This is a genomic window from Tractidigestivibacter sp. (genome assembly GCF_050946515.1).
Lineage (GTDB): Bacteria > Actinomycetota > Coriobacteriia > Coriobacteriales > Atopobiaceae > Tractidigestivibacter.
Window position 1 is genome coordinate 14780 of record NZ_JBMNUX010000016.1, and the last position, 13066, is coordinate 27845.

Annotated in this window: 13 protein-coding genes; 9 read left to right on the plus strand and 4 right to left on the minus strand. The window is 58.2% G+C overall.

Features of this window, described 5'->3' with window-relative positions:
• Positions 1-148: 148 nt before the first annotated feature.
• Both ACOYJL_RS09060 and ACOYJL_RS09065 read left to right on the plus strand, forming a co-directional pair.
• Positions 149-1321 carry a pyridoxal phosphate-dependent aminotransferase gene (locus ACOYJL_RS09060; RefSeq protein ID WP_433569907.1) on the plus strand — a complete coding sequence of 391 codons (1173 nt, stop codon included), beginning with the start codon at positions 149-151 and terminating at the stop codon, positions 1319-1321.
• 1 nt (position 1322) lies between these two features.
• Complete coding sequence (locus ACOYJL_RS09065) at positions 1323-2144, plus strand: phosphatase (RefSeq protein ID WP_433569908.1); 822 nt, start codon at positions 1323-1325, stop codon at positions 2142-2144.
• 95 nt (positions 2145-2239) lie between these two features.
• Here the strand turns inward: ACOYJL_RS09065 and ACOYJL_RS09070 are convergent, their stop codons facing one another.
• Complete coding sequence (locus ACOYJL_RS09070; RefSeq protein WP_433569909.1) at positions 2240-3040, minus strand: DeoR/GlpR family DNA-binding transcription regulator; 801 nt, start codon at positions 3038-3040, stop codon at positions 2240-2242.
• 213 nt (positions 3041-3253) lie between these two features.
• On the opposite strand from ACOYJL_RS09070, the gene ACOYJL_RS09075 reads away from it, so the two are divergent.
• The 6 genes from ACOYJL_RS09075 (at position 3254) to feoB (ending at position 9500) form a co-directional block, all read left to right on the plus strand.
• On the plus strand, positions 3254-4141 hold the full coding sequence (locus ACOYJL_RS09075) for a class II fructose-bisphosphate aldolase (protein WP_433569910.1): 888 nt from the start codon (positions 3254-3256) through the stop codon (positions 4139-4141).
• Positions 4142-4153: 12 nt separating this feature from the next.
• On the plus strand, positions 4154-4582 hold the full coding sequence (locus ACOYJL_RS09080; protein ID WP_433569911.1) for a PTS sugar transporter subunit IIA: 429 nt from the start codon (positions 4154-4156) through the stop codon (positions 4580-4582).
• A gap of 102 nt (positions 4583-4684) precedes the next feature.
• Positions 4685-5188 carry a PTS system mannose/fructose/N-acetylgalactosamine-transporter subunit IIB gene (locus tag ACOYJL_RS09085; protein ID WP_433569912.1) on the plus strand — a complete coding sequence of 168 codons (504 nt, stop codon included), beginning with the start codon at positions 4685-4687 and terminating at the stop codon, positions 5186-5188.
• A gap of 66 nt (positions 5189-5254) precedes the next feature.
• A complete protein-coding gene (locus ACOYJL_RS09090; protein WP_433569913.1) occupies positions 5255-6082 on the plus strand; it encodes a PTS mannose/fructose/sorbose/N-acetylgalactosamine transporter subunit IIC in 828 nt (275 codons plus the stop codon).
• Positions 6079-6963 (plus strand): PTS system mannose/fructose/sorbose family transporter subunit IID, encoded by an 885-nt coding sequence (locus ACOYJL_RS09095; RefSeq protein ID WP_433569914.1) that lies wholly within the window; start codon positions 6079-6081, stop codon positions 6961-6963. The genes ACOYJL_RS09090 and ACOYJL_RS09095 overlap by 4 nt, the downstream gene beginning before the upstream one ends.
• A gap of 167 nt (positions 6964-7130) precedes the next feature.
• The gene (feoB, locus tag ACOYJL_RS09100) at positions 7131-9500 is read left to right on the plus strand and encodes a ferrous iron transport protein B (protein ID WP_433569915.1); all 2370 of its coding nucleotides are present in this window, start codon (positions 7131-7133) and stop codon (positions 9498-9500) included.
• An 86-nt stretch (positions 9501-9586) separates the two neighbouring features.
• Here the strand turns inward: feoB and ACOYJL_RS09105 are convergent, their stop codons facing one another.
• From ACOYJL_RS09105 to ACOYJL_RS09115, 3 genes are read right to left on the minus strand one after another with little or no spacing between them, the layout of a single operon-like run.
• Positions 9587-10354: an exodeoxyribonuclease III gene (locus ACOYJL_RS09105; RefSeq protein WP_433569916.1), complete on the minus strand. Its 768-nt coding sequence runs from the start codon at positions 10352-10354 to the stop codon at positions 9587-9589.
• 57 nt (positions 10355-10411) lie between these two features.
• Entirely contained in the window at positions 10412-11314 is a 903-nt protein-coding gene (locus tag ACOYJL_RS09110; RefSeq protein WP_433569917.1) for a patatin-like phospholipase family protein, read from the minus strand.
• Positions 11314-12246, minus strand: a complete 933-nt coding sequence (locus tag ACOYJL_RS09115) for a patatin-like phospholipase family protein (RefSeq protein ID WP_433569918.1) — start codon at positions 12244-12246, stop codon at positions 11314-11316. Before ACOYJL_RS09115 ends, ACOYJL_RS09110 begins: the two co-directional genes overlap by 1 nt.
• A 63-nt stretch (positions 12247-12309) precedes the next feature.
• Between ACOYJL_RS09115 and ACOYJL_RS09120 the strand changes: the two genes are divergently transcribed.
• Positions 12310-13053, plus strand: a complete 744-nt coding sequence (locus ACOYJL_RS09120) for an NAD-dependent protein deacylase (protein ID WP_433569919.1) — start codon at positions 12310-12312, stop codon at positions 13051-13053.
• The last annotated feature ends 13 nt before the right edge of the window (positions 13054-13066 follow it).

Consider the following 13066-nt stretch of genomic DNA (forward strand, 5'->3'; position numbering starts at 1 on the left):
TCTGGGCGGCCTTGGCATAGCGAATAGACGAGGGGCGGCCGGGCGGTCGCGGAGAAGTTTCGTGTAAGGCACTTCTCGAAGGCTGCCCGGCCGCCCTTTGCTTATGACGCTTACAATGATGCTGTTTGTCGAGCAGAGAGGAGCTTACATGGAGCTCAACCAAAAGATGTACGCCTACGGGGCGTCGAAGTCGTCCATCCGCGAGATTGCGGCCTATGGTTCTGCGCGCAAGGCTGAGATTGGTGCCGAGAACGTCTATGACTTCTCGCTGGGCAACCCCTCCATTCCCTCTCCCGACGCCGTTCGCCAGTCCATCGAGCGCACCATCCAGCTGCCGCCGGTCAAGGTTCACAGCTACACGCCTGCCAACGGCCTTCCGTTTGTGCGCGAGAAGCTTGCGTCATCGCTGTGCCGTCGGTTTGGCGAGAACGCGGCAAATGCGGGCGACCTCTATCTGACCTGCGGCGCAGCCGCATCCATCTCGATTTCGCTCCACGCCATCACCAATCCCGGCGACGAGGTCATCGTGATCGCCCCGTACTTCCCGGAGTATCGCGTATGGATTGAGACCTGCGGCTGCACTTGCGTTGAGGTGCTTGCCGATGCTGACACGTTCCAGATCGACACCAAGGCGCTTGCCGCGGCAATCACCCCGCGCACCAAGGCCGTTATCGTCAACTCGCCCAACAACCCGGTGGGCACGGTCTACTCCGCCGAGAATCTTGCCGCCACTGCAGAGGTGCTGCGTTCTTGCGACCATGACATTGCCCTTATCGCCGACGAGCCCTATCGCGAGATCACGTACGGCGCCGTCGTGCCTTGGATTCCGAGCATCTACGAACGCACGATCGTGTGCTACTCGTACTCAAAGAGCCTGTCGCTTCCTGGCGAGCGCATCGGCTGGGTGCTCGTTCCGCCCACCAACCCCGACCACGACCCGCTGATTCCTGCCGTTGCCGGCGCTGGTCGTGCGCTGGGCTTTGTCTGCGCGCCCGCGCTTTTCCAGTACGTGCTTGCCGACTGCGTGGACGAGCCCACCAATGTCGACGCGTACGCCAAGAACCGCGAGGCGCTCACGAAGGGGCTCTCCGAGCTTGGATACACCTACATTGAGCCGCAGGGTGCCTTCTACCTGTGGGTTAAGGCCCTCGAGCCCGATGCCAACGCCTTCTTTGAGCGCGCAAAGTCGCTCGAGCTGCTGCCCGTTCCCTCTGACAGCTTCGGCTGCCCCGGCTGGGTGCGCGTTGGCTACTGCGTCAGCTACGAGACCATCGTCAACTCCATGCCTGCCTGGAAGAAGCTGAAGGAGCTTTACGCGTAAGATGACCAGCTCAAACAGCCGTAAGATCGCCTGCGACGTCCATACCCACACCCTCTTCTCGCGCCATGCGTACTCGACGCTCGAGGAGGACGTGCGCGCCGCCTCCGAGCAGGGCATGGAGCTTCTTGGCGTGACCGACCACTTCTCCAGCATGCTGTTTTCTGAGCAGACGATCCAGAACTGGCAGTACTTCATGAACCTCTGGGCGTGGCCGCGTGAGTGGCATGGCGTGAAGCTGCTCCGCGGCTGTGAGGCTGACATCGTCGACCTCGATGGACAGCTTTTCGGGCATGACATCGTTTTCAGAGAGGCTACGACGGGAGGCAAGCTTGCCCGACCGATCACGCTCAAGGACATGGCTTTTCGGCAGTGCGACTACGTAATTGCGAGCGTCCACGACAAGAGGTTCACTCAGGGCGTCTCCCGCGCGAAGATCACTGAGATGTACCTCAAGGTTCTCGCCGATCCCAAGGTACTGATTTTGGGGCATGTGGGTCGCACTGGGCTCGACTTTGACCTTAACGAGGTGCTTCTCGCCGCAAAGGAGCGTGGGAAGCTCATCGAGATAAACGAGTCGAGCCTCATCGCGCAGAAGCGCGCTGGCTCGATTGATAACTGCCGCCGCATTGCAGAGCGCTGCGCAGAGCTCGGCGTTTCTATCTCGTTTGGCTCAGATTCTCATGTCGCCTCGCTTGTCGGCCATCACGAGGCGACAGACGAGCTTCTCGCAGAGGTCGATTTTCCTGCAGAGCTAATTGCCTGCCGTGACGCTCAGGCGTTTACGTCCTTTGTCGAAACGGCTATCGGTCCGATGCGTCCATAGCGTTGTGAATGCATGATACATCCGCCCCGTTGGCTTCCCCAAAAAGGTGGAAAGCTGGCGGGGCGGTTTTTTTGAGCTAGCCTCTTAAGGACTAATTACGCAAATATCAGCCGCACGTTAGGAGCCTCTTCTGCCAGGCGCAAACGAGTTGCCTCATCGAGGTTCGAGTCAGTGATGAAGACGTCCATGTCTTCGAGCTTTGCGTGCGTTGAGAGGGCATTGACGCCAATTTTTGTTGAGTCAAGCAGCATTACGTGACGTTCGGAGGCGTGATACACGGCCGTAAGCCAGCTGCTCTGCTCGATCCTGTGCGTTGAGAATCCACGCTCGAATGAATACGCATTGGTGCACATGTATGCTGTTGGCACGTAGTAATCAATAAGCTGCGAGAGGGCCTCAGACCCCTCGGTGTAGTGGAACCCGAAACGCATGTCCCCGCCTATCTGAATGACCGAGCTGTCGGGAAGCGTCTTTTCCACCTCTAGGCTAATGAGCAGGTCATTGGTGATGATTTTGAGGTCGTGCTTTCCCCTAAGAGCCCGTACGAACTCAATGTTTGTGGTGCCCGCCTGCACGATGAACGTATCGCCATCGTGCACCAGCTGCGCGGCCGCATGCCCAATGCGCACCTTCTCGTCATGAGCTGATACGGCTGCGCTCGCGGGCGTTACCTCAGTGTTGTTGATGTCAATCTTGATGGCCCCGCCATGCGTCCGCTTTAGCTTGCCAGCTTGCTCAAGCTTGCGAATGTCCTTTCGAATGGTTGCGGCCGAGGTGCCAAAGAGCTCGCTGAGCTCGCTCACTCGAACGGTCGAGTTCTTATCGAGAAGCTCAAGAATCTTCCCCTGTCTCTCCTCCTGGAAGCAGGGGGATTTCTCAGTTGAATCATTGCCCATCGGGTCATCTGCTCCTTCCGATATCGGGCTGCTGTTACAACGATACCTCAAAACGAAAACGAATAAACCGAAATACATTTTGGCGATAAAGTGAACATATTCGAAAATAAACGGAATGTAAGAATCGAAAGTGTCTATAATCGAAACAGAAACGAACGCAAAAAGAAGTTCGTTTTGTTTCTCTTATCAGCGCATTACGGAAGGGACGGAAGTATGCTTGTCAATCTGCGAGATATCTGTGCAATTGCTGAGCAGAACAATATGGCCATCGCGGCGGTAAACTCCGCGAGCCTTGAGGCTATTCGTGCCGCTATCGAGGTTTCTGAGGAGACTGGTTACCCCATCATCATTCAGCATGCCGAAGGTCATGAGCAGCTTGTGCCTCTGAAGTACGTCGGTCCTATCGTGAGAACGCTTGCGGAGCGTTCCAGTGCGCAGATTTGCCTGAACCTCGATCACTGCGAGCACCTTTCTTACGCGCAGCGCGCCCTAGACCTCGGTTTTACCGGCGTCATGTTTGACGGCTCGGCCCTTCCCTATGAGCAGAATGTCGAGTATTCACAGCGCGTTGCCGACATGTGCGCAGAATACGGCGCAGGTCTTGAGTGCGAGCTGGGATCTATGGGCTCGCGTGAGGGAGGAGAGCGCGATGAGGGCGGCACCGCAGAGGAGGCCGGTGCCATCTACACCAATCCCGACCAGGCGAAGGACTTTGTCGAGGCAACGGGTCTGGACATCCTTGCCTGCTCCTTCGGCACCGTGCACGGTATCTACAAGGGCGAGCCGCATCTCAACTTTGACGTGCGGACAGAGATCCGCAAGCGCGTGAAGGTGCCTCTGGTCATGCATGGCGGATCGGGCGTTTCTGACGAGGACTACGTCAAGGCCATCAATGCCGGCATTCGCAAAGTGAACTACTACACCTACGGCGCCAAATATGCCGGAGAGGCTGCCTGCCGCGAAATCGATTCGAAGCGAGCAAAAAGCGATAGCGCAATTATCTACTGGCACGATTTGACGCCCGTCGCGTATGAAAGCTTTAAGCGCACCTTTGAGCACGTAGTCAAGGTGTTTGCAAATGGCGCGAACCCGGTTGCGTAGGCGGTGGCAAGGATGCGCAAATTCCTAATTGCATCGCACGGTCGCGTCGCGAGTGGCATCAAGAGCGCTGTCAAGATTCTGACGCGAGACGATTCTGCTATCACTGCGGTCGACTGCTATATGGACGAGTCGGACTTCACGCCTCAGATCCAGGCGTTCATTGACTCGGTCCAGACGGGCGACGAGGCGGTCATCTTTACCGATCTTCTTGGAGGCAGCGTCTGCAACAAAGTCATGACGTTGCGGCCTGAGGACTACGGCATCATTCACGTAACAGGCGTGAACCTCATTTGCGTCTTGGGGTGTCTGCTGTCTGATGACTCGCTGACGCCAGCCGTCGTTGATCAAATCGTGTCAGATGCCTCCGGGCTTATCCGAAGGGTCGAGTCGCCTGCAGATGACTCTGCAGACCAGGACTCCGAGAGCGACTTCTTTGCTTGAGCGTGACCTGCCGCGTATGGCTGAGTCACAGCACCAATAGGGGATGGGAAATGACGGAGCGACGCCCGCCGCTCCGTGGGGGTCAAGTTTAAGGAGAGGACCATGATTGTCCAGATTCGCGTTGACGATCGCCTGATTCACGGGCAGGTGGCCTTGTTGTGGGGCAAGGAGCTCAACACCAAGGGAATCATCGTAGCCAACGACCATGCCGCCCAAGACGCTACGCAGGCGGCAACGCTCAAGATGGCGTGCCCACAAGGGCAGAGGCTGCTCATTAGAAGCGTCGATGACGCTATTAGAGTTGCGTCTGACTCTCGTGGAGCATCCATGCGCATCTTTATGCTCACCCAAACCGTCGAAGACGCGTATCGCGTTGCTTCCGAGGCGCCGTCTGGTGTGGTCCAGGCCGTCAACATAGCAAACGTCGGTCGCTTTGACCGCTCTGATGATGCCGCAAAGACGCTTCTGACTACTGGCGTAAACCTCAACCCGCAAGAACTCGAAGCGGCGCGCAAGCTTTGCCAGCTTGACATTCCCGTGATTCATCAGGTAGGCACCACTGACCCCAAGACAAAAGTCTCCGACCTTCTCGCCAAGCTCGGCTAGCAGTCAGAAATATCCCTCTCGGGGGTCTTCATTCGTCAAGTTGATAAGACGGGAAAGGAGTTTTGCATGCTGCAACTAGCATTATTGGCGTTTCTCGCCTCGTTCATTTGCTACTTTGTGCAGTGGACGTTCGGTCAGCCAATGATTGACCAGCCAATTTGCGTGGGACTTGTGGCTGGACTCATCTTTGGCGACGTTACGACGGGCATCATTATCGGTGCCGCCATGGAAGCCATCTTCATCGGCAACGTCAACGTGGGAGGCGCGACCTCTGCAGAGCCCGTTACGGGTACCGTTATGGCCGTCTGCTTCGTCACGCATATGGGCATGGACCAAGGGGCGGCCATTACGCTCGCAACGGCTGTTGCAATCTTCGCAAACATCATCTACTCGCTCATCTTTAACGTCCTCATGTCCTTCTGGGCGCCGCTGATCGATTGGGCGGCAGACACGGGCGAGACCAAGAACGTCTTCATTGTGCACTTCGGCGGCGCGCTCGTTATGAACGCCGCCATGGCCATCCCCACTTTCTTGGGTGTCTATTTTGGCGCTGAGCCGGTTGCCAACCTCGTGAACGTCATTCCTGCCGCAGTTACCAACGGATTCAATGCTGCCGCTGGCTTGCTTCCCGCTGTTGGTATGGCACTCCTGCTGCGCATGCTTTGGAATAACAAGACGGCCATTTACTTTCTGCTGGGCTTTGTTCTTGTCTCGTATCTTGGCATGCCGATGGTCGGCGTCGCGGCTATTGGAGCCGTCGTGGTTGTCGTGACCGCCTATCGCGAGATGGACCTCATGGATTTGCGCAACAAGATCAAGTCGCTTCGTGAGACCGGAGTTGCTGCTGGCACACTCTCGAAGGCCGAGGTTGAAGAGGAGGACTTCTTCGCATGAGCACTGAAGAGCTAAGCAACCAGACTGCGAACAATGCGGCTGAGGAGAAGATCTCCGTTTCAACGAAGGACCTCTCTCCTGAAGACCGTAAGATGCTCAGGGGCATCTTCCTGCACTCCTTTAATATTTTTGCTATGTACTGTGGTGGCGCAAAGGCCGGCGCGTCCGGATTCCTGTGGGCTTTGGCCCCCGCGTTCGAGCGCTTTTACCCTGATAAGGAGCGCCGTCGCGACGCAATGAAGCGTCACTCTTCGTGGTACAACATCACTTCTAACGTGGGTACGTTCTGCATGGGTCTTGTGGCGGCCATGGAGAAGGAGAATTCCGAGAAGCCGGACTTTGATACCCAGTCTATCGACGCCATCAAGGCCTCGCTGATGGGACCCATGTCGGGCATTGGCGACGCAATCTTCTGGGGCGTCCTGCGTGTCATTGCCGCCGCTGTTGGCATGGCTCTCTGCTCCGAGACAGGCTCAGCTCTTGGCCCCATCGTCTTCCTGCTGATTTACAACATCCCGTCTATCCTCTGTCGCTGGTATCTCACCGTCTTGGGTTATCGCGTGGGCTCGAACTTCATCACGAAGCTCTATGAGGGCGGCTTGATGGACCTCATTACCAAGCTGGCCGGAATTCTTGGCCTGATCATGATTGGAGCCATGACCGCTTCGTTCGTGAAGTTCAGCTGCATCATCGAGATTCCTGCTGGTAACGGTGACCCCGTTCTTGTTCAGACCTATCTCGACACCATCTTCAAGGGGCTTGTGCCCATTCTCTATACGCTCGGCTGCCTCAAGCTGCTGCGAAAGAATGTGAATGTGACCTGGCTGATTATTGGCACGATGGTCATCGGTCTGCTCCTTGGCTTCCTGGGCATTTGCTAGTTGCAGCAATCTTTTTTGACATTTGAGACCGGACCGTGGCAAACGTCGCGGTCCGGTCGCTGCTTTTCTGATGGTCTCTGCCAATGCGGGGCTATGCAATAGCGTAAAAGTTAGTGACGCGTTACACTCAAGCTTGGTGAAAGAGGTCCAATTGGACGGAGAAGCGAATGACGCAGAGCGCAACGCTCGATAAGCTTGAGATTGGCAAGGACGCAATCGTTAAGTCTGTTGACACGACGGAAAAGACGCTTAGGCAGCACATTTTTGATATGGGGCTTACGCCCGGCACCGAGGTCACCATGGTCAAGTACGCGCCCATGGGAGACCCGCTTGAAATCAGCCTTCGCGGCTACGAGCTCACCATTCGGGCGGCTGACGCCGCGCAAATCTCTCTCGAAGATATCCATAACGCACACGACAAGGTGCGCTTTCAGACTGCCTCTGGCGTTACCAGCCACCCGGCCCTTGGCGAGGACCGCTATCGGTGGAAGGCCTCTGGGTCGGTCGTCCCCGTGGGTCAGCCCCTCACGTTCGCCCTCGCGGGAAACCAAAACTGCGGAAAGACCACGCTCTTCAACCAGCTGACGGGCTCCAATCAGCACGTGGGTAACTTCCCTGGGGTGACGGTGGATCGCAAGGACGGTCAGTTCAAAAACCATCCTGAGTGCACGGTCACCGACCTGCCAGGGATCTATTCTCTCTCGCCCTATACCGGCGAGGAGGTCGTGAGCCGCCAGTTCATCATCAACAGCAAGCCCGACGCAATCATCAACATTCTCGACGCCACAAACATCGAGCGTAACCTGTATCTGACGCTGCAGCTCATGGAGCTGGACGTTCCCATGGTCGTTGCCCTCAACATGATGGACGAGGTCACCGAGAATGGCGGCTCCGTGGACGTAAACGGACTTGAGTCGTTCCTCGGCGTGCCCGTGGTGCCCATCTCGGCTGCCAAGGGGGAGGGCGTCGACGAGCTCGAGGAGCATGCCATCCACGTTGCGCGCCACCATGACCGACCCGGGCGCATCGACTTCTGCTCTGAGGACGGTCCCGACGGCGGCGCCGTGCACCGCTGCATCCATGCCGTCGCCCACCTTGTGGAAGACCACGCTCGGCGCGCTGGGCTACCCGTCCGCTACGCCGCAACCAAGCTCATCGAGGGCGACGAGCTGGTCATCAATGCGCTCGGCCTTGACCAAAACGAGCTTGACGCCGTTGAGCACATCATCCGCCAGATGGAGCACGAATCAGGCTCCGACCGCCTGGCCGCGCTTGCCGACATGCGCTTTGCGTTCATCGAGGGCGTCTGTGCGCGCTGCGTAAAGAAGCCGGTGGAGAGCGCAGAGCGCGTTCGCTCCGAGAAGATCGACCGCGTGCTGACTGGCCGCTACACCGCAATCCCGGCATTTCTCGGCATTATGCTGCTCGTGTTCTGGCTCACGTTTGACGTGATCGGGCAGCGCCTCTCGGACCTCATGGACCTTGGCGTCACGGCGTTCTCAGAATGGCTTGACGCGGCGCTTACCTCGGCGGCCGTGAACCCCGTGATTCACTCGCTCGTGGTTGACGGCATCGTGGCCGGCGTCGGCGCCGTCATCACCTTTCTGCCCATCATCGTGGTGCTCTTCATCCTGCTCTCCATCCTTGAGGACTCCGGTTACATGGCCCGCGTGGCGTTCGTGATGGACAAGCTATTGCGTCACATCGGCCTTTCCGGTCGAAGCTTTGTGCCCATGCTGATTGGCTTTGGCTGCTCGGTTCCGGCAATCATGGCCACGCGCACGCTGCCGTCGGAGCACGACCGCAAGATGACCATCATGCTCACACCGTTCATGAGCTGCTCGGCAAAGCTGCCCATCTATACGCTGCTGTGCGCGGCGTTCTTCCCGACGAACGCCCCGCTCGCCATGGTGTCGCTCTACGTGCTGGGCATGGTCGTGGGCGTGCTCGTCGCGCTCGTGCTGAAGCACACGACGTTCCAGGGCGAGCCCGTGCCGTTTGTCATGGAGCTTCCCAACTACCGCATGCCGAGCGTCAAGACCACGATGCGCCTTGCGTGGGAAAAGGCCAAGGACTTCATCACCAGGGCATTCACGATCATCTTCCTCGCGAGCGTCATCGTCTGGTTCCTACAGACCTTTGACGTGCGCCTCAACATGGTCGCTGATCAGGCGGACAGCCTGCTGGCACTGCTCGGCTCCTTCATTGCGCCGATTTTTGCGCCGCTGGGCTTTGGCGACTGGCGCGCGGCTTCTGCGCTCGTGACGGGCTTTGCCGCGAAGGAGTCGGTGGTCGCCACGCTTACCGTGCTTGTTGGCACGAGCGTCGAGGCGCTCTCCACGCTCTTTACGCCCTTCACGGCCTACGTGTTTCTGGTGTTCACGCTTCTCTACACGCCGTGCGTGGCGGCCATTACCGCCGTGCGCAACGAGCTGGGCGGAAAGTACGCGCTGACCGTTGTGATTATGCAGTGCGGCATCGCATGGGTTGTCGCGTTCCTGTTTAGGCTCGGTGGCTTGGCGCTGGGTCTGGCCTAGCTTTCGAGAAGGCGACAAGATAACGCTCCCTCTCGTGCGAGATTCCCTTGCATGAGAGGGGGCGTTTTTCTCGCTGCTCTTTGCGCCTAGAGCTCCAGCTCAAGCTCGACGGGGCAGTGGTCCGACCCGAATACGGTGTCAAGAATTGCTGTTGTGGTCACCTTGGGCATGAGCTGCTCGGAAACCAAGAAGTAGTCGATTCTCCAGCCGATGCCGCGCTCGCGGGCGCGCATGCGGTAGCTCCACCAGCTGTAGGCGCCGGCAAGGTCTGGATGCTGCGAGCGGAACGTGTCAACGAACCCTGCGTCCAGAAGCCTTCCAAAGCTTTCGCGCTCGGCGTCAGAGAATCCGGGGTTCTCGTGGTTGGTGTCGGGGTTGGCAAGGTCGATTTCCTCGTGTGCCACGTTGAAGTCTCCGCAGGTCACGACGGGCTTGTCCTTTGCCAGGTCAGATAAGAAGTCGCGGTAGCTCGCATCCCACGCTAGGCGCGTCTCCAGGCGCTTGAGCCCAGGCTGCGCATTGGGCGTGTAGACATCCACGAACCAGTACTTGTCAAACTCGAGAGCGCAGACGCGACCTTCGTTGTCTGCCTCGGGCGCGCCAATCTGATGAATCTCTTGGATGGGCTTCTTGCGCGAGAAGACTGCGGTGCCCGCATAGCCCTTGCGCTCGGCATAGCTCCACGTTTGGAAGTAGCCAGGCAGCTCAAGCTGGACCTGCCCTTCTTGGAGCTTTGTCTCTTGGATGGCAAAGACGTCCGCGTCGACGGTACGGAAGATTTCTTCAAAGCCTGGGTCCTTCTTGAGCACCGCGCGCAGTCCGTTTACGTTCCAGGAGATGAGCCTTTCAGCCATGCTATCTCGATTCTTCTTGTGGGCTTATGCATTTGACACCAAGAGGGTAGCGCTTTGCTAGCCGCGGAGCCACTCCATCATGGCGGGAAAGTCACGGCGCGCCTGCTCGTAGCCCATCTCGTACGCTTGCTCAAGCTTTGGCTTGTCTATGGTCGTCGACTTGACGGGCATAACGTCGGGTCGGAACACCCATGCGCGACCATCTCGCTCGAGCTTCTCCAGGTGTTCCATTGCCGCGTTGTAGCGATCAGCGCGCGTGGCGAGAAGCTCGTAGATTGCTGGGTACTTGCGCGTAATTGCCGAATAGACGCGCAGCTCGTGCGGGGTAGGGGCCTTCTTGCGGTAGCCACGCGGTCGCGTTGCCACAAATACGATTCGCTTGAATCCCGCGTCTTCTGCCATGTGGGTTGGGAGCCCCGCCCCCTCTCCCAAGCCACCGTCAAACATGACGTGGCCATCAACGACGGTTGGATTCATGATGCCAGGAAGCGTGGAGCTCGCGCGCACGTGCTCCATCATGGGGATTGCGGCGGGCATGGCCTCTCTTCCCCACACCACGCTTTCTCCCGTGTCGGCTCTTACGCTCTGGATGGCGACACGCGCAGGATTTGCCGAAAACGTCTCCCAGTCAAACGGCATGACGCCGTCGAGCGTGCATCCGACGTAGTCGTAGTCTGCGTTGAAGTATCCATGCCCCGTGAGCATCGACACGACGCCGCCGGCTTCGGGACGCTTGTCGGTCAGCTGCATAAACGATGCTCGGACGCGCCACTTGTCACGGCTGACATAGTCAACCGTGTGGCTGGCACCTGCCGAGATTCCGCATACAAAGTCGAAGTAGACGTGGTTTTCAAGCAGAACGTTCACAAACCCAGATGTGTATGACGCGCGGTACCCTCCGCCCTCAAAGCACAGGGCTGTATCAAAGACGTTGCTCTCGAGCTGCTCACTTTCGTCCATCAGTGCGTCTCGTCCTTCTCGCCAAACAAGAACTCACGCCAGCGCGGCAGCTCGTCCATAGCCTGTTCGTGGCCAAGCATGAACGCGTGCTCAAGCTCGGGCTTGTTAAGCGTCGTGCGGCCTACGGGCATCTCGCGCGGACGCACCACGTATGCCTTGCCCGCGGCCTCGAGCTCCTGCAGGTGGTCAAGCGCTTCGTTATAGCGCTGAGGGCGCGTGAACAGGGCATTCCTTGCGTAAGGCGAGTCGCTGAACAGCTTCACAATGGTCTTGCGGCGCGCATTTGTAACCTCTGGCTTTCGATAGCCAGCGGGTCTGGACGTGATTACGAAGAACTTCTCGTAGCCATCGTCTTCGGCGATGTGTGTAGGAAGCCCGGCACCCTCGCCAAGCGAGCCGTCCAGCATGACCTGGCCATCCACCTCAATGGGCTTCATGATGCCGGGCATCGTGGAGCTTGCCCGCACGCAGGCCATGAGGTCCTGCATTGTCTGCATGTGGTCGCGACCCCACACAACAGTGCGGCCCGTGTCCTTCTGAAATGCCTGGATGCGCACTTCGGCGGGGTTGGCCTGGAACGTCTCCCAGTCAAACGGCATGGACCCATCCTCAATGCAACCCAGATAGTCGTACTCGGCGTTAAAGAAGCCATGTCGCTGAAGGAACGACCGAACGCCGCCCATGTTGGGGTTGTCGACGAAATCTACAAACGAGCGCTTCGTGCGCTTGAGGTCGCGCGAGACGTAGTTTGTCGCGACGGTCGTGCCTGCCGAGATGCCGCACACGTAGTCGAAGTAAATGCCCTGCTCTAGGAGGACGCCCACGACGCCCGAGGTAAAACTTGCGCGCATCGCGCCTCCCTCGATAACGAGGGCGCAATCAGTGACGTTGTTTTTTAGTACGGTCGGTTCGCCTTGTGCCTGATCGGCCATGGCACTCACTCCTTTCGGTGATAGCATCGAGGGATACATACCCCGTTCGAACGGGAGGAAACCATGGGTGGCGGCAGAACGATTACAGATCCCCAGCAAGCGGCGCAGGAGCTTTCCCGGCGCATCGACCGCGCGAAGAGCGTCGTGTTCTTTGGTGGCGCGGGCGTTTCGACGGCGAGCGGCATCCCCGACTTTCGGAGCGAGGACGGTCTCTATCACCAAAAGTTCAAGTACCCTCCAGAGACCATGCTGGGGCACGACTTCTTCATGACCCATACCGAGGAGTTCTATGACTTCTATCGTAACCGCATGATTGCTCTGGACGCAAAACCAAACCAGGCTCATCTCAAGCTTGCCCAGCTTGAGGAACAGGGCAAGCTTACGGCCGTTGTTACCCAGAATATCGATGGCCTTCATCAAAAGGCCGGCTCCAAGCGGGTCTACGAGCTGCACGGGTCGGTGCACCGCAATATCTGCCAGAAGTGCGGCGCAGTCTATTCTGCCGAGTGGATCATGGGTACGGAGGGCGTTCCTCACTGCGAGAAGTGCGGCGGTCTTGTGAAGCCTGACGTGGTTCTTTATGGCGAGTCGCTTGACGAAGGCACGCTGATTGGCGCGGCGAAGGCAATCGCTTCTTGCGACATGCTAATCATCGGAGGCACGTCTCTTGTGGTGTATCCTGCGGCGGGGCTTGTCCAGTACTTCAATGGCTCAGACCTTGTGATCGTGAATAAGCAGCCCACCCCTCAAGACTCCGCTGCTGACCTTGTTTGTGCATGCGACATCGCCAAAGCTTTCGATTTCTAGCCCCAACGCCCCG

What these genes read in the sequence shown, in the direction of transcription:
- ACOYJL_RS09075 (WP_433569910.1), top strand. Translation starts at nt 3,254, where the DNA reads ATGCTTGTCAATCTGCGAGATATCTGTGCAATTGCTGAGCAGAACAAT.
- ACOYJL_RS09065 (WP_433569908.1), top strand. Translation starts at nt 1,323, where the DNA reads ATGACCAGCTCAAACAGCCGTAAGATCGCCTGCGACGTCCATACCCAC.
- ACOYJL_RS09080 (WP_433569911.1), top strand. Translation starts at nt 4,154, where the DNA reads ATGCGCAAATTCCTAATTGCATCGCACGGTCGCGTCGCGAGTGGCATC.
- ACOYJL_RS09105 (WP_433569916.1), bottom strand. Translation starts at nt 10,354, where the DNA reads ATGGCTGAAAGGCTCATCTCCTGGAACGTAAACGGACTGCGCGCGGTG.
- ACOYJL_RS09120 (WP_433569919.1), top strand. Translation starts at nt 12,310, where the DNA reads ATGGGTGGCGGCAGAACGATTACAGATCCCCAGCAAGCGGCGCAGGAG.
- ACOYJL_RS09085 (WP_433569912.1), top strand. Translation starts at nt 4,685, where the DNA reads ATGATTGTCCAGATTCGCGTTGACGATCGCCTGATTCACGGGCAGGTG.
- ACOYJL_RS09110 (WP_433569917.1), bottom strand. Translation starts at nt 11,314, where the DNA reads ATGGACGAAAGTGAGCAGCTCGAGAGCAACGTCTTTGATACAGCCCTG.
- ACOYJL_RS09095 (WP_433569914.1), top strand. Translation starts at nt 6,079, where the DNA reads ATGAGCACTGAAGAGCTAAGCAACCAGACTGCGAACAATGCGGCTGAG.
- feoB (WP_433569915.1), top strand. Translation starts at nt 7,131, where the DNA reads ATGACGCAGAGCGCAACGCTCGATAAGCTTGAGATTGGCAAGGACGCA.
- ACOYJL_RS09060 (WP_433569907.1), top strand. Translation starts at nt 149, where the DNA reads ATGGAGCTCAACCAAAAGATGTACGCCTACGGGGCGTCGAAGTCGTCC.
- ACOYJL_RS09070 (WP_433569909.1), bottom strand. Translation starts at nt 3,040, where the DNA reads ATGGGCAATGATTCAACTGAGAAATCCCCCTGCTTCCAGGAGGAGAGA.
- ACOYJL_RS09115 (WP_433569918.1), bottom strand. Translation starts at nt 12,246, where the DNA reads ATGGCCGATCAGGCACAAGGCGAACCGACCGTACTAAAAAACAACGTC.
- ACOYJL_RS09090 (WP_433569913.1), top strand. Translation starts at nt 5,255, where the DNA reads ATGCTGCAACTAGCATTATTGGCGTTTCTCGCCTCGTTCATTTGCTAC.